This is a genomic window from Bradyrhizobium sp. F1.4.3 (assembly GCF_040548375.1).
Lineage (GTDB): Bacteria > Pseudomonadota > Alphaproteobacteria > Rhizobiales > Xanthobacteraceae > Bradyrhizobium.
In genome coordinates, this window is sequence record NZ_JBEPRN010000017.1 from 1 (window position 1) to 20,783 (window position 20,783).

At 63.7% G+C, this 20,783-nt stretch carries 17 protein-coding genes; 8 read left to right on the top strand and 9 right to left on the bottom strand.

All coding sequences use genetic code 11. The features are described from left to right. A partial coding sequence (locus ABIB73_RS30450; protein ID WP_354230115.1) for an NAD-dependent epimerase/dehydratase family protein occupies nt 1-342 on the top strand: 342 nt, incomplete at its 5' end. Nucleotides 343-353: 11 nt separating this feature from the next. On the opposite strand, the gene ABIB73_RS30455 is transcribed toward ABIB73_RS30450, so the two are convergent. Further along, nucleotides 354-1,577, bottom strand: coding sequence for a phenylacetate--CoA ligase family protein (locus tag ABIB73_RS30455; RefSeq protein WP_354230117.1), 1,224 nt, complete (start codon nt 1,575-1,577; stop codon nt 354-356). Nucleotides 1,578-1,663: 86 nt separating this feature from the next. Here ABIB73_RS30455 and ABIB73_RS30460 point away from each other — a divergent pair, with 86 nt between their 5' ends. Next, nucleotides 1,664-2,812, top strand: coding sequence for an AGE family epimerase/isomerase (locus ABIB73_RS30460; RefSeq protein ID WP_354230119.1), 1,149 nt, complete (start codon nt 1,664-1,666; stop codon nt 2,810-2,812). 3 nt (nt 2,813-2,815) lie between these two features. Here the strand turns inward: ABIB73_RS30460 and ABIB73_RS30465 are convergent, their stop codons facing one another. The 6 genes from ABIB73_RS30465 to ABIB73_RS30490 form a co-directional block, all read right to left on the bottom strand. Beyond that, nucleotides 2,816-3,655, bottom strand: coding sequence for an ABC transporter ATP-binding protein (locus tag ABIB73_RS30465; RefSeq protein WP_354230121.1), 840 nt, complete (start codon nt 3,653-3,655; stop codon nt 2,816-2,818). 153 nt (nt 3,656-3,808) lie between these two features. Further along, complete coding sequence (locus ABIB73_RS30470) at nt 3,809-5,092, bottom strand: ABC transporter substrate-binding protein (protein ID WP_354230123.1); 1,284 nt, start codon at nt 5,090-5,092, stop codon at nt 3,809-3,811. Between the two features lie 43 nt (nt 5,093-5,135). Beyond that, entirely contained in the window at nt 5,136-6,209 is a 1,074-nt protein-coding gene (locus tag ABIB73_RS30475; RefSeq protein ID WP_354230125.1) for a branched-chain amino acid ABC transporter permease, read from the bottom strand. Between the two features lie 3 nt (nt 6,210-6,212). Continuing rightward, on the bottom strand, nt 6,213-7,106 hold the full coding sequence (locus ABIB73_RS30480) for a branched-chain amino acid ABC transporter permease (protein ID WP_211398398.1): 894 nt from the start codon (nt 7,104-7,106) through the stop codon (nt 6,213-6,215). A 118-nt stretch (nt 7,107-7,224) separates the two neighbouring features. Beyond that, nucleotides 7,225-9,156, bottom strand: a complete 1,932-nt coding sequence (locus ABIB73_RS30485) for a long-chain fatty acid--CoA ligase (RefSeq protein WP_354230127.1) — start codon at nt 9,154-9,156, stop codon at nt 7,225-7,227. Continuing rightward, nucleotides 9,153-9,974 carry an ABC transporter ATP-binding protein gene (locus ABIB73_RS30490; RefSeq protein ID WP_354230129.1) on the bottom strand — a complete coding sequence of 274 codons (822 nt, stop codon included), beginning with the start codon at nt 9,972-9,974 and terminating at the stop codon, nt 9,153-9,155. Before ABIB73_RS30490 ends, ABIB73_RS30485 begins: the two co-directional genes overlap by 4 nt. A gap of 337 nt (nt 9,975-10,311) precedes the next feature. On the opposite strand from ABIB73_RS30490, the gene ABIB73_RS30495 reads away from it, so the two are divergent. From ABIB73_RS30495 to ABIB73_RS30510, 4 genes are all read left to right on the top strand, one after another. After that, a complete protein-coding gene (locus ABIB73_RS30495; RefSeq protein ID WP_354230131.1) occupies nt 10,312-10,989 on the top strand; it encodes a Crp/Fnr family transcriptional regulator in 678 nt (225 codons plus the stop codon). A 143-nt stretch (nt 10,990-11,132) separates the two neighbouring features. Continuing rightward, complete coding sequence (locus tag ABIB73_RS30500) at nt 11,133-14,462, top strand: adenylate/guanylate cyclase domain-containing protein (RefSeq protein WP_354230133.1); 3,330 nt, start codon at nt 11,133-11,135, stop codon at nt 14,460-14,462. A gap of 21 nt (nt 14,463-14,483) precedes the next feature. Then, nucleotides 14,484-15,164 carry a redoxin family protein gene (locus tag ABIB73_RS30505; RefSeq protein WP_354230135.1) on the top strand — a complete coding sequence of 227 codons (681 nt, stop codon included), beginning with the start codon at nt 14,484-14,486 and terminating at the stop codon, nt 15,162-15,164. 121 nt (nt 15,165-15,285) lie between these two features. Further along, the gene (locus ABIB73_RS30510) at nt 15,286-16,731 is read left to right on the top strand and encodes an adenylate/guanylate cyclase domain-containing protein (RefSeq protein WP_354230137.1); all 1,446 of its coding nucleotides are present in this window, start codon (nt 15,286-15,288) and stop codon (nt 16,729-16,731) included. Nucleotides 16,732-16,736: 5 nt separating this feature from the next. Here ABIB73_RS30510 and ABIB73_RS30515 read toward each other — a convergent pair whose 3' ends face one another. Then, nucleotides 16,737-17,576: a uroporphyrinogen-III synthase gene (locus ABIB73_RS30515; RefSeq protein WP_354230139.1), complete on the bottom strand. Its 840-nt coding sequence runs from the start codon at nt 17,574-17,576 to the stop codon at nt 16,737-16,739. A 142-nt stretch (nt 17,577-17,718) separates the two neighbouring features. On the opposite strand from ABIB73_RS30515, the gene purU reads away from it, so the two are divergent. Next, nucleotides 17,719-18,582 (top strand): formyltetrahydrofolate deformylase, encoded by an 864-nt coding sequence (gene purU / locus ABIB73_RS30520; RefSeq protein WP_354230140.1) that lies wholly within the window; start codon nt 17,719-17,721, stop codon nt 18,580-18,582. Nucleotides 18,583-18,652: 70 nt separating this feature from the next. Here the strand turns inward: purU and ABIB73_RS30525 are convergent, their stop codons facing one another. Next, the gene (locus ABIB73_RS30525; protein ID WP_354230142.1) at nt 18,653-18,937 is read right to left on the bottom strand and encodes a hypothetical protein; all 285 of its coding nucleotides are present in this window, start codon (nt 18,935-18,937) and stop codon (nt 18,653-18,655) included. Nucleotides 18,938-19,471: 534 nt separating this feature from the next. Between ABIB73_RS30525 and ABIB73_RS30530 the strand changes: the two genes are divergently transcribed. Further along, the gene (locus tag ABIB73_RS30530) at nt 19,472-20,647 is read left to right on the top strand and encodes an ABC transporter substrate-binding protein (protein ID WP_354230144.1); all 1,176 of its coding nucleotides are present in this window, start codon (nt 19,472-19,474) and stop codon (nt 20,645-20,647) included. Nucleotides 20,648-20,783: the final 136 nt, after the last annotated feature.

The window sequence follows — 20,783 nt, forward strand, 5'->3', positions numbered from 1 at the left end:
AGCGTCGTGGTCTGGGGCACCGGCACGCCGCGGCGCGAGTTCCTCTATGTCGACGACATGGCGGACGCCTGCGTGCACCTGATGAAGACCTATTCACAAGCGGAGCTGATCAACATCGGCACCGGCGAGGACATCACCATCGCCGAATTCGCCCGGCTCGTCGCCGAAATCGTCGGCTACCGCGGCGAGATATCGTTCGACACTTCGCGGCCTGATGGGACGCCGCGCAAGCTGCTCGACGTCGGCCGCCTGGCAAAACTTGGCTGGCGCGCCACGACCTCGCTCGAGGATGGTTTGCGACGCGCTTATGAGGCGTATCGCCGCTCGGCCGAACAGTCCTGAGCGGCGGAATCCTACCGCTCGTCCGCGATCACCTTGCCGTCGTTCGGCAGCGTGCCGGGGCTGACCAGCTCGACTGCGCCGCCGAGTTTTGTCACCGTGCGCAGGCTGGCCGCGATCTCCTCGCGCAGTGCATCGCTCGCCGCCTCGGTTTCCACCTTCAGCGTCATCGCGTCGGTCTCGCCCTGGCGTGTGACGACGAGGCGCAGTCTCCCGAGCGTGGGATGGCGATTGCCGATCTCGGCAACCTGCTCGGGGCGGACGAACATGCCTTTGACCTTGGTGGTCTGGTCGGCGCGGCCCATCCAGCCCTTGATGCGCATGTTGGTGCGCCCGCAGGGACTCCTGTTCGGTAGCGCCGCGGTAAGGTCGCCGAGCGCGAGCCGGATCCAGGGATGATGCGGATCGAGCGAGGTCACCACGATCTCGCCGACGTCGCCGGGTGCGACGGGATCGCCGGTGCCGGGCTTGACGATCTCCATGATCAGATCCTCGTTCACGACCATGCCGTCGCGTGCTGGGGTCTCGAAGGCGATCAGGCCGAGATCGGCGGTGCCGAAGGCCTGGTAGGCGTCGATGCCGCGGGCCTTGATCTCGGCCTGGAGCGAGGGCGGGAAGGCGGCGCCCGAGACCAGCGCGCGCTTGATCGAGGAGACGTCGCGGCCCGCGCTTGCGGCGGCATCGAGCAATATCTTCAAAAAGTCCGGCGTACCGCTGTAGCCGACCGGCCGGTAGGCCTCGATCAGCTCGAACTGCTGCTCGGTATTGCCGGGGCCGGCCGGGATCACCGCGCAGCCGAGCGCGCGCGCCGAGGAATCAAAGATGAAGCCCCCGGGGGTGAGATGGTAGCTGAAAGTGTTGAGCAAGACGTCGCCTTCACGGAACCCGGCCGCGAACAGCGCCCGCGCCCCTCGCCAGGGATCGGCCTGCCGCCCCTCTGGCTCGAAGATCGGACCCGGGGAGGTGAAGAGACGGGCGAACGACCCCGGGGCCGCCGCCACGAAGCCGCCGAAGGGCGTGGAGGCCTTGTGCAGGGCCGGCAGTTCCGATTTGCGCAGCACCGGCAGGCCTGCCAGGGCCGTTCTCGAGGTCACGGCGGCCGGATCGACGCCCTTGAGCCGCGCAGCATAGGCGGGCGCGGCCATCGCGCTGCGCAGCACGCCCGGCAGGCGGGAAAACAGTTCGGCCTCGCGCGCGGCTTGCTCGCGCGTCTCGAGGGCGTCGTAATGGGCGGTCATGGCTGGTCTTTCCGGGTTGGCATCCGTTGCGCGCCGCCGCTGGCATGGGTATCAGACGGCCATTGTCGGGGCGCGGAGAGAACGCGATGGCGGACGAAGGCAACATTGCGGCGGACGAGACGGTTGATGTCGTCGCGCGCCTGAAGCGCCGCATGATCGACGAGGCGCTGCCGCTGTGGTCGACGGTCGGCTGGGACCACGCCGCGGGCGGCTTCATCGACCGGCTGCATCGCGACGGCACGCCGGATGCGGCCGCGCCGCGGCGCGTGTTCGTGCAGGCCCGCCAGATCTGGTGCTACGCCAAGGCGGCGCAGATGGGCTGGTATCCGGACGGCCGCGCCGTGGCGCTGAAGGGGTTGGAGCACCTCCTGGCCAAAGCGAAGGCGCCCGACGGGCGGCCTGGCTACGTGCACCGGCTGATGCCGGACGGCGCGGTCCTCGACGCGCGGCGCGACGCCTACGACCACGCCTTCATCCTGTTTGCACTTGCGACCGTCTACGCGCTCGACAAGGACGCGCAGATTCGCTCCGAGATCGACGCGCTGCTCGCTTTCCTCGATGGCCATCTGCGCTCGCCGCATGGCGGCGTCCACGAAGGCCTGCCGATCTCGCTGCCGCGCCGGCAGAACCCGCACATGCATCTGTTCGAGGCGATGATCGCCTGCTTCGACGCGACCCACGATTTGTCCTTCCAGAACCGCGCCGGCGAGTTCTTCGCGCTTTTCCTCGCCCATCTCTACGACAAGCAGAAGCGCGCGCTCGGCGAATATTTCGAGGAGGATTGGTCGAAGATCGCGCCAGTCAGCGTCGAGCCGGGCCATCAGGCGGAATGGGTCTGGCTGCTGAAGGGGTTCGAGCGCATCACGGGCTGCCCGACCGGACAGCGGCGCACCGAACTGCTGGCGACCGCGCTGCGCTATCGCGACGAGGCGACGGGCTGCCTCATCGACGAGGGCGACGACACCGGCAACATCCGCCGCGGCACGCGACGGCTGTGGCCGCAGACCGAGATGGCGAAGGCGTGGATTGCGCAGGCCGAGTCCGGCGAAGCGGGCGCGGCAGACGAAGCGCTTGCGGCGTTGGTGCGGCTCGAACGGCATTATCTCAGCCATCCAGTGCGGGGCGGCTGGTACGATCAGTTCGATCGCAACGGCAAATCGCTGGTCGACACCATTCCTGCGTCGTCGTTCTATCATGTTCTCTGCGCAGTCACGGAAGCGGAGCAGGTGCTATGAGAATTAGAGCCAGCGCTTGCGCCGCTTGAAGCTCTTGAGGTTCTTGAAGCTCTTGCGCTGGTCGCCGGCGCCGCCGAGGTAGAATTCCTTGACGTCCTCGTTGTTGCGCAATTCGTCCGCGGTGCCGTCGAGCACGACCTTGCCCTGCTCCATGATGTAGCCGTGGCTCGCCACCGACAGTGCGGCGCGCGCGTTCTGCTCGACCAGCAGGATGGTGACGCCGAGATCGCGGTTGATCTTCTGGATGATAGCGAACACCTCCTTCACCAGCAGCGGCGACAGCCCCATCGACGGTTCGTCCATCAGGATCATCTTCGGGCGCGCCATCAGCGCGCGGCCGATCGCGAGCATCTGCTGCTCGCCGCCGGAGAGATAGCCGGCCAGACCCGTGCGCTCCTTCAGGCGCGGGAAATAGTTGAAGACCATGTCGAGATCGGCGCCGACCTCGCGGTCCCTGCGGGTGAAGGCGCCGAGCTTGAGGTTTTCCAGCGAGGTCATGTCGGCGACGATGCGCCGGCCCTCCATCACCTGGAAGATGCCGCGGCGGACGATCTTGTCGGGATCGATGCCATTGATACGCTCGCCCTCGAACAGGATCTCGCCGCGCGTGACCTCGCCGTCCTCGGTCTTGAGCAGCCCGGAGATCGCCTTCAGCGTCGTCGACTTGCCGGCGCCGTTGGCCCCTAACAACGCCACGATCGCGCCCTTGGGCACGTCGAGGCTGAGGCCGCGCAGCACCAGGATGACGTCGTCATAGACAACCTCGATGTTGCGCACGCCGAGGAGCGGCGGCGCGGGCACGATGCTGGGCGAGGGGCGAGCTGCTTCGTGAATTTCGGTCATTGGGTGTGCCGTCAATTTTGGTACTCCCGTCATGCCCGGGCTTGTCCCGGGCATCCACGTTCTTCGTGCCAAGTGGTCAGACGTGGATGGCCGGGACATCTGCGCGAAGACGCGCTTCGCGCTTTTGCCCGGCCATGACGTCAGAGATTGCCATCACCACCCCAGCAATTCCGGCTTGCGCGGCAGCTCGACGGTCTTGACCTTCTCGAGCTTGATCACGCCCTTGGCCATGAGGTCGTTGAGGTCGCCGTCGGTCGCCCCTGTGATCTTGGTGCGATAGAGGTCGACCTTCAGCGTGCCGCGATGGTCCTTGTCGGTCCAGGTCGAGGGATTGCAGACGCCTTCCATGCCGGCCGGCACCCAGTCCTTCTTCTGGTAGAAGCCCTTGGCGACGTTGTCGCCGGTGGCGCCACCGTTCTTGGCAGCCCAGTCGATCGCTTCCTTCATGTAGAGCGCCGAGCAGACGGCCGCGATGTAGTGCACGGGGCGATAGACCTTGCCGGTGGGATCGGACATCTTCGAGATCTCCATCACCGTCTTCATGCCGGGCGCATCGCCGCCCCAGCTCACCGCGGTACGCAGCGGGAAGATCACGCCGTTGGCGGCATCACCTGCGGTCTTGGCGGCGTTCTCGTCCATGCCCCAGACATTGCCGAGGAACTGCGCCTCGGCGCCGGCGGTTTTGCAGGCCTTCATCACCGAGATGTTGGAGGCCGCGGTGTTGCCGAGATAGGCGTAGTTGGCGCCTGATGACTTCAGGCTCAGGCACTGTGCGCTGTAGTCACCCGGCGCCAGCGCGAACACCAGCGGCGGCAGCACCTCGAAACCGAGCTCCTGCGCCATGGCTTCGCCGGCGGCCTTCGGTGCGTTCGGATAGGGGTGGTTGGCGCCCATATGCACGAATTTCGGCTTGCCCGGCTTGCCCTTGGCCTTCCAGTCCTCGGCCGCCCACATCAGCATCGCGCGGAGCGAGTCCGAATAGCTCGGGCCGTAGAAGAAATTGTAGGGCGCGGGCTTGGCCTTGCCGCTGGTGCCTTCGGGATCGGTCAGCGCGGCGGCGTAGGAGCCGGACATGTCGGGGATCTTGTCCTGGGCGAGGAAGCCGGTCAGCGCCTCGGTGTCCGCGGTGCCCCAGCCCATGATCGCGGCGACCTTGGAGTCCGGCGCCGACCACTTCTTGTAGAGCGCGATCGCGCGCGGCACCTGGTAGCCGTAATCGTTGGTGTCGACGCTAAGCTGCTTGCCGCCAACGCCGCCATTCTTGTTGACCCAGGCGAAGGTATCGGCGACAGCCTGGCCGTAGGGCGTGCCGACGTCGGAGGTGCCGCCGGAATAATCGGCGAGATGCCCGATCGCGATCTGTGCCTGCGCGCTCGCCGAGAATGCGGCGATTGCCAGCGCAAGCGATGCGGTGCTCAAAAGGGACTTTGTCTTCATTGGTTGCATCCTCCTGTTTATTGTTTAAGTGACGTTGCCGCGCTCAATGCGAGAACGGGTAGAGTTTCCAGTAGGCCTTGATCTGCCGCCAGCGATGCGCGAGCCCGTCCGGCTCGAACATCAAAAACGCGATGATGATCACCCCGATCGCGATCTCGCGCAGGAAGGTGATGTTGTTGTTGAGCGAGAGCGCCTTGTCGATCGCGCCGCCCTTCAGGGTCACGCTGAGGAATTCCATCGATTCCGGCAGCAGTACCACGAAGGCGGTGCCCATCAGCGTGCCCATGATCGAGCCGGTGCCGCCGATGATGATCATGGCCAGGAACAGGATCGAGCGCTCGATGCCAAAGCCTTCCTGGGAGACCACGAGCTGGTAGTGCGCATAGAGCGCGCCGGCAATGCCGGCGAAGAAGGCGGCGAGGCCGAACGACAGCGTGCGGTATTTCGTGAGGTTGATGCCCATGATCTCGGCGGAGAGATAATGGTCGCGGATCGCCACCAGCGCGCGGCCGTCTCGCGTGCGCATCAGATTGGTGACAAGGATGTAGCTTGCGAGCACATAGGCCAGCACGACGTAGAAATATTGCCGGTCGCCGCGCAGCGCGTAGCCGAAGATCGAGAAGGGCGCGGCGCTGGCCGGCACCGAGCCACCTGAAAACCATTCAGCGCGGGAGAAGAAGTCGAGCAGGATGTATTGCGCGGCGAGCGTCGCGATGACGAGGTAGAGCCCCTTCAGCCGCGCCGCGGGAATGCCGAAGACCAGCCCGACCAGTGCAGTGACGACACCCGCGAGCGGGATCGCGAAGAACACCGGGATCGGTGCATTGTTGGAGATGTAGGCCGAGGTGAAGGCGCCGAACAGGAAGAAGGCGGCGTGGCCGATCGAGATCTGGCCGGTGAAGCCGACCAGAATGTTCAGCCCCAACGCCGCGATCGAGAAGATGCCGATCTGGATCAGGATGCTGAGCCAGTATCCGCCAAGGAATTGCGGAACGAGGCAAAGCAGCAGCATCCCGGCGATCGCAAAGTTGCGGCTGGTCGTGGTCGGGAAGATGGTGGTGTCCGCGGCGTACGTCGTGCGGAAATCACCAGCAGGGATAAGGGCAGGGCCGGCCATGGGTCAGATCCGCTCGATGTCGTGGGTGCCGAACAGGCCGTAGGGCTTGATCATCAGCACGATGATGAGGACGTAGAACGGCGCGATCTCGTAGAGATTGCCCCAGTGCAGATACTCGCTGTCGACATATTGCGCGATGTTTTCGAGCAAGCCGATGATGATGCCGCCGAGCACGGCGCCGCCGACAGAATCGAGCCCGCCGAGGATCGCCGCCGGAAACACCTTGATGCCGTAGGCCGCGAGCCCCGAGGACACGCCGTTCACCACCGCGACAACGACGCCCGCGACCGCCGACACGGTCGCCGAGATCGCCCAGGCCATAGCGAACACGCTTTTGACGGAAATGCCGAGCGACTGCGCCACCTGCTGGTTGAACGCGGTGGCGCGCATCGCAAGGCCGTATTTTGACGCGCGGAAGAACCAGGCCATGCCGATCATCATCGCGACCGACACCACGAGGCTCATGACGTAGACGGTCTGGATCTGGAGCCCGAACAGGCTCACCGACTGGCTCTCGAACACGCGCGGGAACGGCTGCGGATTGACGCCGAACATCCATTTCAGCGTCGCCTGGAGCACGGTCGAGAGGCCGATCGTCACCATGATCACCGAGATGATGGGCTCGCCGATCATCGGTCGCAGGATCAAGACCTGGATCGCGATGCCGAACACGAACATGAACACCAGCGTCATCGGCATGCCGATCCAGAACGGCACCTGGTATTTTGCAAGCAGCGTCCAGCACACCCAGGCGCCGACCAGCAACAACTCGCCTTGCGCGAAATTAACGACCTGCGTCGCCTTGTAGATCAGCACGAACGACATCGCGACCACGCCATAGAGCGTGCCGACCACGAGGCCGTTGACCAGGAGCTGGATGAGGAAGGCGGTGTTCATGTCGGCTGACCCAGCTCGTCATTGCCGGGCTTGACCCGGCAATCCATCAATGTGGACGGAAGCTTGTTCGGAAGAGGATGGATGCGCGGGTCAAGCCCGCGCATGACGATCAGGTGTATCACTCCGCCGCCTCCGCCATGGGGCCGTGCCCGCCCAGATCCACCACCCGCAGCGTCGTTCGCACGCGCTGCGTGGTGCCGTCCTGGAAGCGGATCATGGTGTCGACGGGGATGTCGGCGTCGCCGCGGTAGATCGCGTCGATGATGCCGGCATATTTCTCGTTGATAACGCTGCGGCGGACCTTGCGGGTGCGGGTGAGCTCGCCGTCGTCGGCATCGAGCTCCTTGTAGAGCAGCAGGAAGCGCGAGATGCGCTGCGCCGGCGGCAGTGTGGCGTTGACGGTCTCGACCTCTTTCCGGAGCACCGCATAGACCTCCGGCCGCGAGGCGAGATCGCTGTAGGTCGTGAACGAGAGGCGGTTCTTCTCGGCCCATTTCGAGATGATCGAGTAGCGGATGCAGATCATCGCCGCGAGCGCGTCGCGCCCCGAGCCGAGCACCACGGCCTCGGCGATATAGGGCGAGAATTTCAGCTTGTTCTCGATGAACTGCGGCGAGAAGCGCTCGCCGCGCGAGGTCTCGGCGAGATCCTTGATGCGGTCGATCACGACGAGCTGCTGGTTGTCGTTGAAGTAGCCGGCATCGCCCGAGAGCATCCAGCCATCCCTGATGTCGGCAACGCTCGCCTCCGGGTTCTTGTAGTAGCCGAGGAACATGTTGGGATGCCGCACCACGATCTCGCCGACGCCGTGGACGTCGGCGTTGTCGATGCGGATCTCGACGCTCTCGGCCATCGGCACGCCGGTGGTGTCAGGATCGACCTTGCCTTCGGGATGCAGCGTGTAGGCACCTAACAATTCCGTCTGGCCGTAGAGCGTACGCAGCGGCACGCCCATCGCCTGGAAGAACTTGAAGGTGTCGGGACCGAGCGCCGCGCCGCCGGTTGCGGCCGAGCGCAGCCGGGTGAAGCCGAGGCGGTCGCGTAGCGCGCGGAACAGGATCGCATCGCCAAAGCCCGAACGCTTGCCTTGTTCGAGCGCGGCCAGCCCGCTCTTCATGCCGACATCGAACAGGCGCTGCTTGAACGGCGTTGCGTCCATCACTTTGGCGCGGACGTCGGCCGCGATCGATTCCCACACGCGTGGCGCAAACAGCACGAACGTCGGCGCGATCTCGCGCAGATCGTTCATCATCGTGTCCGGCTCTTCGACGAAGTTGATCTTCATCCGGCAGAGCAGGCCTTTGCCGAGGACATAGACCTGTTCCATGATCCACGGCAGCGGCAGCACCGAGACATATTCGTCGTCCGGCCCCTTGGGGTCGAACGTGAGATAGGTTGCGCAATGGCCAAGCACACGGCCGGCGGCGAGCATCGCAAGTTTCGGATGTGAGGTGGTGCCCGACGTGGTGCAGAGGATCGCGACATCCTCGCCTTTGGTGGCGTCTACCAGCTTGTCGTAGAGCTTCGGCTCCCGCACGGCCCGCGCGCGGCCAAGCTCGGCGAATTTTTCCGCCGACATCAGCCGTGGATCGTCATATTTCCGCATCCCGCGCGGGTCGGAATAGATGATGTGCTTGAGCCGCGGCACGCGTTCGGCCAGCACCAGCAGCTTGTCGACCTGCTCCTCGTCCTCGGCAAAGACGAGCTGCGCCTCGCCATAGTTGAGGAGATAGGAGGCCTCTTCATCGAGTACATCGCGATAGAGCCCGAGGCTCAATCCGCCGATCGCATGGGTGGCCACTTCCGCCGCGACCCAGTCCGGCCGGTTGTCGCCGATGATGCCGACGACATCCTCGCGCCCCAGGCCCAATTCGATGAGGCCAAGTGCAAAATCGCGCACGCGTGTCTGATAGTCGTTCCAGGTGAAGATGCGCCACAGCCCGAGATCCTTCTCGCGCAGCGCGATTTCGTTGCCGTGCTCCTTGGCATTGAGCCGGAGCATCTTTGGATAGGTATCGGCCCGGGCGACGCGGCCTGCGTAATCCATCATGCCGCGCTCTCCTGCGCCGGCGGAGCATCGTCGGGATCGACCAGCACCTCGTCTTCTTCGCCGAGATAGGCGCGCCTGACGTGGGGATCGGCAAGGACCGCAGCCGGATCGCCTTCGGCGATCTTGCGGCCGAAATCCAGCACCATGACGCGATGGGAGATGTCCATCACCACGCCCATGTCGTGCTCGATCATCACCACCGTCATGCCGAACTCCTCGTTGAGATCGACGATGTAGCGGGCCATGTCCTCCTTCTCCTCGAAATTCATGCCGGCCATCGGCTCGTCGAGGAGGATGAGGCGCGGCTCCAGCGCCATGGCGCGCGCGAGTTCCACGCGCTTGCGCAGGCCGTAGGAGAGGGTGCCGGCTGGCGCCTTTCGCACCGACTGGAGGTCAAGGAAGTCAATGATCTCCTCGACCTTGCGGCGATGCGCGAGCTCTTCCTTGCGTGCGCCGGTGAACCAGTACAGCGAGCCCGTGAGGAAATTGTTCTTCAGGAGGTGATGGCGGCCGACCATGATGTTGTCGAGCACGCTCATATGGTGGAACAGCGCCAGATTCTGGAAGGTGCGGCCGATGCCGAGCGAGGCGCGGGCGTTGGGCGTCAATCCGGTGATGTCGCGGCCCTGGTAGAACAGCTGGCCTTCGGTCGGCTTGTAGCGGCCGGAAATACAGTTCACGATCGAGGTCTTGCCGGCGCCGTTGGGGCCGATGATCGAGAACAGCTCGCCGTCCCTGATGGCGAAGCCGACATCGGTCAACGCACGGACGCCGCCGAACCGCAACGACACGCCGCGCACTTCAAGACTGGTGGCCACCAAACAAAATCCCTCCCCGGTGATGGCGCTTGATTGGCGCTCTTCGTCCGTTCCTGTCGGGCGATCCTAGTACGGTCGCGCCGGTGAGGCCATGCAGCAGATGGTCTCGACCGGGCCGCGCAGCTCTCATTCCCGATCGGGATCAAAAGCCGCATCGCCCGAGGTGGTCCTCAATAGGGGAAAGCGCTATTTTGAAATGTCTCCCGCCTGACAATTCTGCGACAAAGTTTTTCGGGCGGCAGCGGCCTTCATCTTTCGTCGGAGGGTGGCTGAACTGGTCATGTTGCGGTGCAGCACAAGGATGGAGTGACGAAACGGTGCGGCTGGCTTCGGGATCATGATTTCAGAGGATCAACTGAAGCGCGTCGCCGCCTGGTCGCGCGAGCTCACCGAGCGGGAGATCGAGGTCGCTCGTGCCGGAATCACCGAGCGGTCTTACGGCACCGGCGAGACCGTGTTCATGCGCGGCGACAAGTTCGACTATTGGGCCGGCATGGTGGGCGGCCTTGCCCGGATGGGCGGGGTCTCGCGCGACGGCAAGGAGACGAGCCTTGCCGGGCTGACGGCCGGCGCCTGGTTCGGGGAGGGCAGCGTGCTCAAGAACGAGCCGCGGCGCTACGATGTCGTCGCACTGCGCGACAGTCGCCTCGCGCTGATGGAGCGGACCGCCTTCATGTGGCTGTTCGAGAACAGCGTCGGCTTCAACCGCTTCCTGGTGCGCCAGCTCAACGAGCGGCTCGGCCAGTTCATCGGCATGCTCGAGGTCAACCGCACGCTGGACGCCACCGCGCGCCTCGCGCGCGGTATCGCCTCGCTGTTCAACCCGATCCTCTACCCGGAATCGACCGCGCATCTGGAGATCACCCAGGAGGAAATCGGCGCGCTCTCCGGCATGTCCCGGCAGAATGCCAATCGCGCGCTGAACCGGCTGGAGAAGGAGGGACTGCTGCGGCTCGAGTATGGCGGCGTCACTATTTTGGATATCGAGCGGCTAAGGCGATACGGGGAGGAGTGAAGCCGCGTTCGCGGCCGCAACTGCGAGCGCCCAACCACCGCTTGCTCTTCCGGCGCGACGAGCCCATCCTTGCCAGAGATCCTGGGCTCATCTAGCCGGGTCCAGCAGACCGCGCCATCGCGGCTCCCGCGGGGTCTCGACCCATGAACTGCTCTTGTTGCGGTTCCGAGGTTCAGAGCAGCTTTGCCTTCTGCCCGAAGTGCGGCACGAAGCAGCCGAACGCGTGCCCCAGCTGCGGCTATGTGTGCGCACCGGATTTCGCATACTGCCCGAAATGCGGCGCCCTCGTCAGTGAGGCCCCCAAAGCCGGCGGGCCGGCGACGATGCGGACGAGCCCGGTGACCTTCCCGATCAGGGCCTCCTCACCACAGCCGGTGCCGAACGCAACGGTCGACGCGCAACAAGCATTTCGATCGCAGCCGGACAAGATCGACAGCGAAGCAAACCGCCGCACCATCACCGTGCTGTTTGCCGACCTTAGCGGCTTCACCACGATGAGCGAGCGGCTCGATCCTGAAGTCATGCAGACGCTTCAGAACGAATTGTTCGAGGAACTGACGGCAGCGGTGCAAAGCTTTGGCGGCTTCGTGGACAAATTTATCGGCGATGCGCTGCTTGCGCTGTTCGGGGCGCCGGCCGCGCACGAAGACGACCCTGAGCGGGCCGTCCGCGCGGCGCTCGACATGATCGGCCGAACGGCGCACCTCAGCGAACGTGCGAAGGCGTATGCCGGTTCACCGCTCCTGCTCCATGTCGGCATCAACACCGGGCACGTGGTTGCGGGCGGACTGGGTGTTGGAGTTGCCAAATCCTATTCGGTCACGGGCGATACGGTGAATACCGCTCAACGATTGCAGTCGATGGCTTCCCCGGGCGAGGTGCTGGTCGGGCCGCTGACCTACCGTCTTACGCGGCATGCATTCTCATATGAATCGCTTGGCGAGGTCTCGCTCAAGGGCAAGATGGGCAGCGTCCTGGTCCACCGTCTGAACGGACCGCTCGACACACCGCGTGCGGCCCGCGGCCTCGATACGCTGGGCCTGAGTGCGCCGGTGATTGGGCGCGACGCCGAGCTTGCCCGTCTGGTCGACAGTCTTGATCTCGCGTGTGGCGGTGCGGCCCAACTGGTGCGGCTGGTCGGTGAAGCCGGCATCGGCAAAACGCGTCTGGTGAACGAATTCGTTGCCCGCGCCCGCGATGAAGACCGTTTCGCAGGCGTGGCGATCCGGCGCGCTGTCTGCTCGCCGCTGGGCGAACAATCCTACGGCACCCTTGCCGCTGTGCTGCGCAGCGCCTACGGCATCGCGCAGAAGGCGACCGTCGCAGAGGCCCAGGCCAAGCTGGCTGCAGCACTGTTGGAGCTTGGCCTTGCGGTCGAAGAGGCCGATCGCCTGATGCCCCTCTATTTCCACGTTTTCGGCCTCGGCGATCCGGGCGCCGCGTTGCAGCACGTCGAGCCCGAGCAGCTTCGGCGGCAGATCTTCTTTGCGATTCGCACCGTCTTCGAACGGCGCCTGGTCCTGTCGCCGCTTCTGATCATTGTCGAGGATCTGCACTGGGCCGATGCCGTGTCTCTTGAAGCGCTGCGGTTCCTGATGGACCGGCTGGAGCGTACGCGGCTGATGCTGTTGTTTACGCATCGACCCATGCTGGAACTGGATCAGTTCGGTTCGGGTCGGATCAGCCATACAACCCTTCGATTGCCTCCGCTTGGCGATGCTGACGGACAAAGGCTGCTCGCGGCCTACTTCAGCCACGGCTGGAGTGAACCGCCGGGAAATCTGTTCAGTCGAATCCTTGAGCGCGCGAGCGGCAATCCGCTCTTCTTTGAGGAAATCATCCGCGGTCTCATCGAAGCTGGCGCCTTGGAGCGTGACGGCTCACGGTGGCGGATCAAGTCAGATGAAGTCGCTGCCGATATCCCGGCAAGCATTCAGGCCCTGTTACTGGCGCGCCTGGACCGGCTGCCGCATGAGGTGCGCCGTTTAGCCCAGGGGGCCGCGGTGATCGGTCCGTGTTTCGATGCGGCTCTTCTCGGTGCGACGGCACCTGAGCGGACGAAGGTGGAAGCGGGGCTCGAACTGCTGTGCGATGCCGAGATTGTCGAGGAGGTCGCGGGCCCGAACTCGATCTCGCTGCGATCCTATCGCTTTACGCAAACCATGCTTCAGGACGTGATCTATCAGAACCTGCTCTTGCAGCGCCGGATCGAGCTCCATGGAAAAATTGGCGCCGCGCTGGAGCAGCTCTATGGCAACGAGCCCGAGCGGCTCGAAGACCTCATACTGCTCGGACATCATTTCAGTCTGAGCGCGAGCAAGCCGAAAGGTGCGCGCTATCTGCGCGCAGCCGGCGATCGCGCCCGCGCGACCTATGCCAATGACGATGCCATCCGCTTCTACCAGCAGGCGCTTGCCGTGTTGTTGACCGGCGGGGAACGGGAGCCCGAGCGCCTGGTCCTGTACGAGCGGATCGCGGAGCTGTGTGCCGCGGCCGGCCGGAGAGTCACGGCCGAGGAGCACTACCAGAGTGCACTGGAAGGTCATCGCAGTGCGGAGGACCGCATCGGCGAAGCGCGAATTCTCCGCAAGCTTGGCCGATTGTTGTGGGACGCCGGCAAGCGGATCAAGGCAGAGGCGCATTACGCCGAGGCGGCCGAGCTGCTTGGAGGGACCGACGCGCCCATCGAGTGGGCGCACCTCCTGCAAGAGCGCGGCCGTCTCGCGTTTCGCACGGGCGATCACGTGGCCGCCGCGAGATGGGCGGACGAGGCGCTTGGCTACGCCCGAAGCGTGCCGGCGGACGCCGACAGGCAAGCCGGACTCGAGGCGGCGCGCGCCATTGCGGAGGCGCTCAACACCAAGGGGGTTGCACTGGCACGGCTTGGACGACACCAGGAGGCGGTGCGCGAGGTGGAGCAAAGTGTCGCAGCAGCCGAGGCCGCCGGTCTCCTCAACGTGGCCTGCCGCGGCTACACCAATCTCGGTGTGCTCTACACGATCGTCGACCCGGCGAAATCCGTGGAGGTTTGCCGGCGCGGAATCGATGTCGCGCGTCGAATCGGCGATCTCGGGTTCCAGGCGCGCCTTCTTGCCAATTTTGCCGTTGCCTGTTGCACCTTCACGGACAAATGTACCGAGGAGGGGGTGCCGGCTGCCGAAAAGGCGATCGAAATCGACCGTGCGCTTGATCAGCGCGAGCATCTCTCCGTGCCCTTGATTGTGCTCGGGCAAATCCATCAATGCCATTTCAGGCCCGATCTGGCCGCTCGCTGCTACAATGAGGCAATCGAGGTGGCGAGCGAAACCGGCGAGCCGCAGCAGCTCTTTCCGTGCTATGATGGTCTTGCGACGCTGAACCTTGATCGAGGCGATATGCCCGAGGCCGAGCGATATTTCGCGCTGGCACAGGACGTCTGCACGCGGCACGGGCTTGATCCTGCAGGGCTGATCGTACTGCCGTTTCTTGACTAGGTCATGTGAAGGAGTTCAATCATGTCTGAACGTCACGTCGATGGACCGCTTCAACCGGGTGATCGTGCACCGAACATCGTGCTGGACGCGATCACACGCGACGGAAAGGTTGCGCTCGAAGACTTTCGCGGACAAAGCCCGATATTAATCGGCTTGTTTCGGGGGCTGCATTGCCCGTTCTGCCGCCGCCATATCGCGGCACAGGCGCAACTTGACGCCGCCCTGCTCGAGAAAGGCGTCGAAAGTCTCACGGTAGTCAACACGCCGATCGAGCGTGCGCGACTCTATTTCCGTTACCATCCGTTGCCCAACCTGCTCGCCGCGTCCGATCCCGAGCGGATCTCGCACCGCGCGTTCGGCCTGCCCACTCTCGAGTTCACGGAGAATGAGACCGAGTGGCCGCATAAGGTGGGTATGGACGTGGTGATGAGCATGCAAGTGGACATTCCCGGAGAATTGTCCGGGCCGATGAATCGATTGGCGGCTGCCGAGCAGCTCAACAAGAAGGATGGCTACGAGATGATGGACGCCGATCAGCGCATGGCGGCAACCGGAGAGGGCCAGCTGTTCGGCCAGTTCCTGCTCGATCGGGAAGGGATCGTGCGCTGGACCTTTACCGAGGTGCCCGAAGGCGGCCAGCGCATGTTCGGGATGCCGAGCCCGCAGGAGTTGATGTCGGCTGCCTCGCAGGTGGCAGGTTAGGCATCGTCGCTTGGTTGGCGTGCTGCCGTTGGCTGCAGAAAGCACGAGCCTGTGCGCTTGTAGTTTTGCCGCCATTTCCCGATCACGCCTGCATATGACCAACGTATGACCTGGGTGCACAATGACCGACATTCAGGAAAGGCTCCTCGAAAGCAAGATGACCGAGATAGAGCAGGCCCGATCCTGGAGCCCGCGCGTGATCTCAAAATTCGAAACGCTGATCAGGAGTGGTGACGATTTATCCCTCTACCGCGTCAATCCTCTGGCGTTCGCGCGCGACCGCGCCATAGCAGAGCCGGAAAGCATAGACCTGTTTCTCTATGCGACGAGAAGCGGGCTATTCGAGATGAGCTGGGACGTTGTTTGTCCCCAATCCGGCATGGTGCTCGATAGCTTCGGCGCCTTGCGTACGCTCAAAACTCACTACGTTTGCGGTTTGTGCGACGTCACTGGTGAAACCAATCTCGACGACTTCATAGAGGTCACGTTTACGGTATCGCCGCAACTCCGGCGACTTCCGTTTCATGATCCTGGCTCCCTCTCGGTCGAGGATTTCCATTGGAAGCTTCGATTTCTGAATGACGCGTGGATACCAGGCCAACGGATCCGATTTCTCGACTATTTGCATGGGTTCGTTCGCGGCCTTTCGTTCTTGCCGCCAGGCTCCGCCACGACCATTCGCTGCGAACTCGGTCCTGGTGCCCTGGCGGGGGTCAATATTCAAACCCAGGCTGCGTTCGTCGTTTCGGTGGCCGGCGAGCCGACAACCACCCCGACGGTCTTGCGAATTAGATACGATGGGCAGCGCTTTTCTTCTTCGCTGGCCGCCGTGCCGCCCGGCCCCGCCGTTATCGAGGCGGAGAACCCCGGAGCCGTGCGAGGCTCCTTGCTCCTGATCAATTGGCCACCTGAAGTATTGGCTCAAGCGATCAAGCCGCCCCTTGATTTCGAGCCCTACATGTCTGGCGGAGCCTTGCTTGCGAGACAGACGTTCCGCCGCCTGTTCCGGTCAGAACGCGTGGACGAAAGTGAGGGCCTCGGTATCCGGCAGGTGACCTTGCTGTTCACGGATCTCAAAGGTTCGACCGCCATGTACGAACGGCTCGGTGATCTCAATGCCTACGCGCTGGTCCGCGAGCATTTTGCCTTGCTCGGTGCAACCGTCCAGGAACATTGCGGGGCCATCGTTAAGACGATTGGCGACGCGGTCATGGCTGTCTTCTCCCGCCCAACGGACGCGGTTTCGGCGGCGCTACACATACTGGGGGAAATTGAACGCTACAATTCCGAGCATGGCGATCCGAGCATCATCCTGAAGATTGGAGCCCATTGCGGCCCTTCCATCGCCGTAACCCTGAACGACAACCTGGATTATTTCGGTCAGACCGTAAATGTTGCCGCACGTGTGCAGTCGCTGGCGGACGCGGGCGAGATCTGTATCTCGGAAGCGTTGTATTCAACGCCAGGAGTGAGCGATCTCCTTTCCGGGCATACAATCGCGGAGTTTGACGCTCCTCTGCGCGGCGTTGAAGGAAACGCCAGCGTGTATCGTGTTGTGCGCGCGTAGGACGCTTACGTTTCTTGCGAGGGCAGCTTCTCCGCGAGCGCTGCCGCCATCGCCGAGATCAGTGGCCGCATGAAATAGGCCTCGTCGGCCGGCGAGATGTCCGTACGCAAGCCGTGCGCGGCGAGTTCGCCCGACACCGCCGGCCCGACTGACGCGATCAGCGTGCGCTCGAATCCTGTACGCAACTTCGCCTCGCTGCCATGGGCCTTTGCCGCCTCGATCAGGCGGCGGACTTGCCCGAGATTGGTCAGCGCAATGGAATCGATCCGTCCCTCCGCCATGTCGTCGATGGCGGCGACGATGTTGGCATCCGCCGCCTTTGAATCATAGGCGTAGGGCAGCACGGTATCGGCCTCGGCGCCTTGCGCCGAGAGCGCGCCGATCAGCGCGCCGTGGTCCTTGTCCGGATAAAGCTGAAGGCCGAGGCGATGTCCCTTCAGGTCGAGCTTGCCCAGCATCTCGATCACACCCTCGGTGGTCGGCTTCTCCGTGGTCTGCTGTGCCTCAAGCGAAATCTCGCGCAGCGCCTTGCCCGGCTTCGGCCCGCGGGTGAATTTTCGCGATTTGGCGAGGGCTGCGACAAAAGCCTGGTCGAGCCCGCGTGCCCGCGCGAGCTTCATCATCCGCCGCAGGCCTTCGCCGGTCATCAGCACGAGATCGTCAAAGGGCCTGTCGATGGCGCGACGAATCCAGGCTTCGACCGGAGCCGAGTCCGGCGCATCGCAGATGGTGAACATTGGACATTGCACGACCTCGGCGCCCTGTTCGGCCAAGAGCTTCGAAAATTGCGCCTCCTCGCGCGTTTCCAGAATCAGGATGCGGTAGCCGTTCAAGCGGTCGGCCATGGGTGTGCTCCGGTCAGAGATGGCAATCGTCCGTTCATCCTGACTCCGCGGTCGGGATTGGCGCAAGGGTGGGTCGGTGATAGAGCAGGGCGCAAATCGCGGGTCGTTCCGCACCCCTTGCACAAACCTTCATCAAGAGCCAATGCCCGATCATCAATATGTTCTGACCCTGTCCTGTCCGGATCGTCCCGGCATCGTCTCGGCGGTGTCGACCTTTCTGGCCCACAACGGACAGAACATTCTCGATGCCCAGCAGTTCGACGACATCGAGACCAAGAAGTTCTTCATGCGAGTGGTGTTCACCGCGGCGGACCTCGCGGTGGAACTGGCGGCGCTCCAGACCGGCTTTGCCGCGATCGCGGAACGCTTCGGCATGGAGTGGCAGATGCGCGACCGCGCCGCGCATCTCAAGGTGATGCTGCTGGTATCGAAGTCGGACCACTGCCTGGTCGACATCCTCTATCGCTGGCGCACAGGTGAATTGCCGATGACCTTGGCTGCGATCGTCTCCAACCATCCGCGCGAGGTCTATGCCGGGCTCGATTTCGGCGGGATCCCGTTCCACTATCTGCCGGTCACCAGGGAGACCAAGCGCGAGCAGGAGGCGCAGATCCTGGATCTCGTTGCGAAGACCGGGACCGACCTCGTGGTGCTCGCCCGCTACATGCAAATCCTGTCGGATGATCTGTCGGCCAAGCTTTCCGGCCGCTGCATCAATATCCACCACTCGTTCCTGCCGGGCTTCAAGGGCGCAAAGCCCTATCACCAGGCCCATGAGCGCGGGGTGAAGCTGATCGGCGCCACCGCCCATTACGTCACGCGCGACCTCGACGAGGGCCCGATCATCGACCAGGACGTCGAGCGCATCAGCCACCGCGATACGCCGGAAGATCTCGTCCGCAAGGGCCGCGACATCGAGCGTCGCGTGCTGGCGCGTGCGATCCGCTACCACCTCGACGACCGCGTCATCCCCAACGGCCGCAAGACCGTGGTGTTCATGGATTAGCCAATGGCGAGGGGCGAATAGAAGGGGCCCTTATTCGCTACTCCCCATTCGCCATTCGCCATTCGCCTCTTCAGCGCACCGCGTCGCCTGACGTGGAGCCCGTGGTGCCCTTCTGCGCCTGCTCTTCCTTCTCGCGATCGGCCGCCGGCAACAGCCGCTTGCGCTCACGCTCCTTCAGATAGGCGTCGTATTGCGGCGTGCCCGGCCGCGGCGGGGCGTCCGCCGGCAGACCGCCGGCCCATTGCGGGACGTAGTCGCCCATGCCGGCCGAGAGCTTCTCGTTGACCGTGCCGCAGCCGGATAGTCCCGCGGCGAATGCGAGGAGGAGCAGGAGAGAACGGTAACGTATGGGCATCTGATGGGCGCCGGAATCGGAACGGGATGGTCGGACGCCGGGTAGCACCAGCGGCGAGGAACACTAGCCTTCAACAAGGTAAAATTGGCTTATTCGAGGTAGGTACATTGATACCAAAGACGGTTGCCTGCCTTTGCTGGCCGATGTTCAAATTCTGCAAATGAAAGACGAAATCCTCCATCCACCCGGCGGGGCGTAGTCTTGAGACTGCGGCCGTCGGCTCGCGACAAAGTGGCTTGGTCGGCGAGGGGGCTTTTTCGTTGACAGGTCCATTTTATTTGTACAATCGTACAAATAAAAGTTGTTGCGATCGCGGTGCTCGGGTTACTCCGACGTAACCGAGGCATCGCTCTCCACGTCGGCCACAGGAACGCTCGGCTTGCGCCGAATCGTCGCCAAACGTCCGATTGACAAGGAGGGCACGAAAGACGCCATGTGGCGCGCGATATCGCTCGCGCGTGAGCTAAAGTGAGGCAAGGACCGGGCACTCGGTCCGGCGCACAAGAGGTCAGGAATGAAGGGGAGGGACATCTGATGTTCGAACGCAAACAGTTTTCTTGGGCCGCGATGGCGGCGATCGCGGGCCTGGTGGCCGTCGCGCCGGCGAACGCCGAGGACACTGTCAAGGTCGGCCTGATCCTGCCGATGACCGGCGGCCAGGCCTCGACCGGCAAGCAGATCGAGAACGCGATCAAGCTCTATATGCAGCAGAAGGGCGACACCGTCGCCGGCAAGAAGGTCGAGATCATCCTCAAGGACGACGCTGCGATTCCGGACAAGACCAAGACCGCCGCACAGGAATTGATCGTCAATGACAAGGTCAATTTCATTGCCGGCTTCGGCGTGACGCCGGCCGCGCTCGCGGCCGCGCCGCTGGCAACCCAAGCCAAGATCCCGGAAGTCGTGATGGCGGCCGGCACCTCGATCATCACCGAGCGCTCGCCCTATATCGTGCGCACCAGCTTCACGCTGGCGCAATCCTCGACCATCATCGGCGACTGGGCGGTGAAGAACGGCATCAAGAAGGTGGCGACGCTGACCTCGGACTACGCGCCGGGCAATGACGCGCTCAACTTCTTCAAGGAGCATTTCACCGCGGGCGGCGGCGAGGTGGTCGAAGAGGTCAAGACGCCGCTCGCCAACCCCGATTTCGCGCCCTTCCTCCAGCGCATGAAGGATGCAAAGCCCGATGCGATCTTCGTATTCGTGCCGGCCGGCCAGGGCGGCAACTTCATGAAGCAGTATGCCGAGCGCGGCCTCGACAAGGCCGGCATCAAGGTGATCGGACCGGGCGACGTCACCGACGACGATCTCCTCAACAACATGGGCGATGCGGTGCTCGGCACGGTCACCGCACATCTTTATTCGGCAGCGCATCCTTCGCAGATGAACAAGGACTTCGTCGCGGCTTACAAGAAGGCCTATGGCAGCCGTCCGGGCTTCATGGCGGTGAGCGGCTATGACGGCATCCACCTGATCTACGAGGCGCTGAAGAAGACCAATGGCGACACCGACGGCACCAAGTTGATCGAGGCCATGAAGGGCCAGAAGTGGGAGAGCCCGCGCGGCCCGATCTCGATCGACCCCGAGACCCGCGACATCGTGCAGAACATCTACATCCGCAAGGTCGAGAAGGTCGACGGCGAGCTCTACAATGTCGAGTTCCAGACCTTCGAGGCCGTCAAGGATCTCGGCAAGACCAAGAAGTGACGCGCGCGAACGCGCGTCATCCCGGGGCTGCTAAACTGCTCCTCTGCGTCATGCCCGGGCTTGACCCGGGCATCCACGCGAGAGCCAACCAGGAACGTGGATGGCCGGGTCAAGCCCGGCCATGACGAGCAATCCT

What these genes read in the sequence shown, in the direction of transcription:
- ABIB73_RS30530 (WP_354230144.1), top strand. Translation starts at nt 19,472, where the DNA reads ATGTTCGAACGCAAACAGTTTTCTTGGGCCGCGATGGCGGCGATCGCG.
- ABIB73_RS30465 (WP_354230121.1), bottom strand. Translation starts at nt 3,655, where the DNA reads ATGACCGAAATTCACGAAGCAGCTCGCCCCTCGCCCAGCATCGTGCCC.
- ABIB73_RS30505 (WP_354230135.1), top strand. Translation starts at nt 14,484, where the DNA reads ATGTCTGAACGTCACGTCGATGGACCGCTTCAACCGGGTGATCGTGCA.
- ABIB73_RS30460 (WP_354230119.1), top strand. Translation starts at nt 1,664, where the DNA reads ATGGCGGACGAAGGCAACATTGCGGCGGACGAGACGGTTGATGTCGTC.
- ABIB73_RS30470 (WP_354230123.1), bottom strand. Translation starts at nt 5,092, where the DNA reads ATGAAGACAAAGTCCCTTTTGAGCACCGCATCGCTTGCGCTGGCAATC.
- ABIB73_RS30510 (WP_354230137.1), top strand. Translation starts at nt 15,286, where the DNA reads ATGACCGACATTCAGGAAAGGCTCCTCGAAAGCAAGATGACCGAGATA.
- ABIB73_RS30485 (WP_354230127.1), bottom strand. Translation starts at nt 9,156, where the DNA reads ATGATGGATTACGCAGGCCGCGTCGCCCGGGCCGATACCTATCCAAAG.
- ABIB73_RS30455 (WP_354230117.1), bottom strand. Translation starts at nt 1,577, where the DNA reads ATGACCGCCCATTACGACGCCCTCGAGACGCGCGAGCAAGCCGCGCGC.
- ABIB73_RS30525 (WP_354230142.1), bottom strand. Translation starts at nt 18,937, where the DNA reads ATGCCCATACGTTACCGTTCTCTCCTGCTCCTCCTCGCATTCGCCGCG.
- ABIB73_RS30480 (WP_211398398.1), bottom strand. Translation starts at nt 7,106, where the DNA reads ATGAACACCGCCTTCCTCATCCAGCTCCTGGTCAACGGCCTCGTGGTC.
- ABIB73_RS30495 (WP_354230131.1), top strand. Translation starts at nt 10,312, where the DNA reads ATGATTTCAGAGGATCAACTGAAGCGCGTCGCCGCCTGGTCGCGCGAG.
- ABIB73_RS30500 (WP_354230133.1), top strand. Translation starts at nt 11,133, where the DNA reads ATGAACTGCTCTTGTTGCGGTTCCGAGGTTCAGAGCAGCTTTGCCTTC.
- purU (WP_354230140.1), top strand. Translation starts at nt 17,719, where the DNA reads ATGCCCGATCATCAATATGTTCTGACCCTGTCCTGTCCGGATCGTCCC.
- ABIB73_RS30475 (WP_354230125.1), bottom strand. Translation starts at nt 6,209, where the DNA reads ATGGCCGGCCCTGCCCTTATCCCTGCTGGTGATTTCCGCACGACGTAC.
- ABIB73_RS30515 (WP_354230139.1), bottom strand. Translation starts at nt 17,576, where the DNA reads ATGGCCGACCGCTTGAACGGCTACCGCATCCTGATTCTGGAAACGCGC.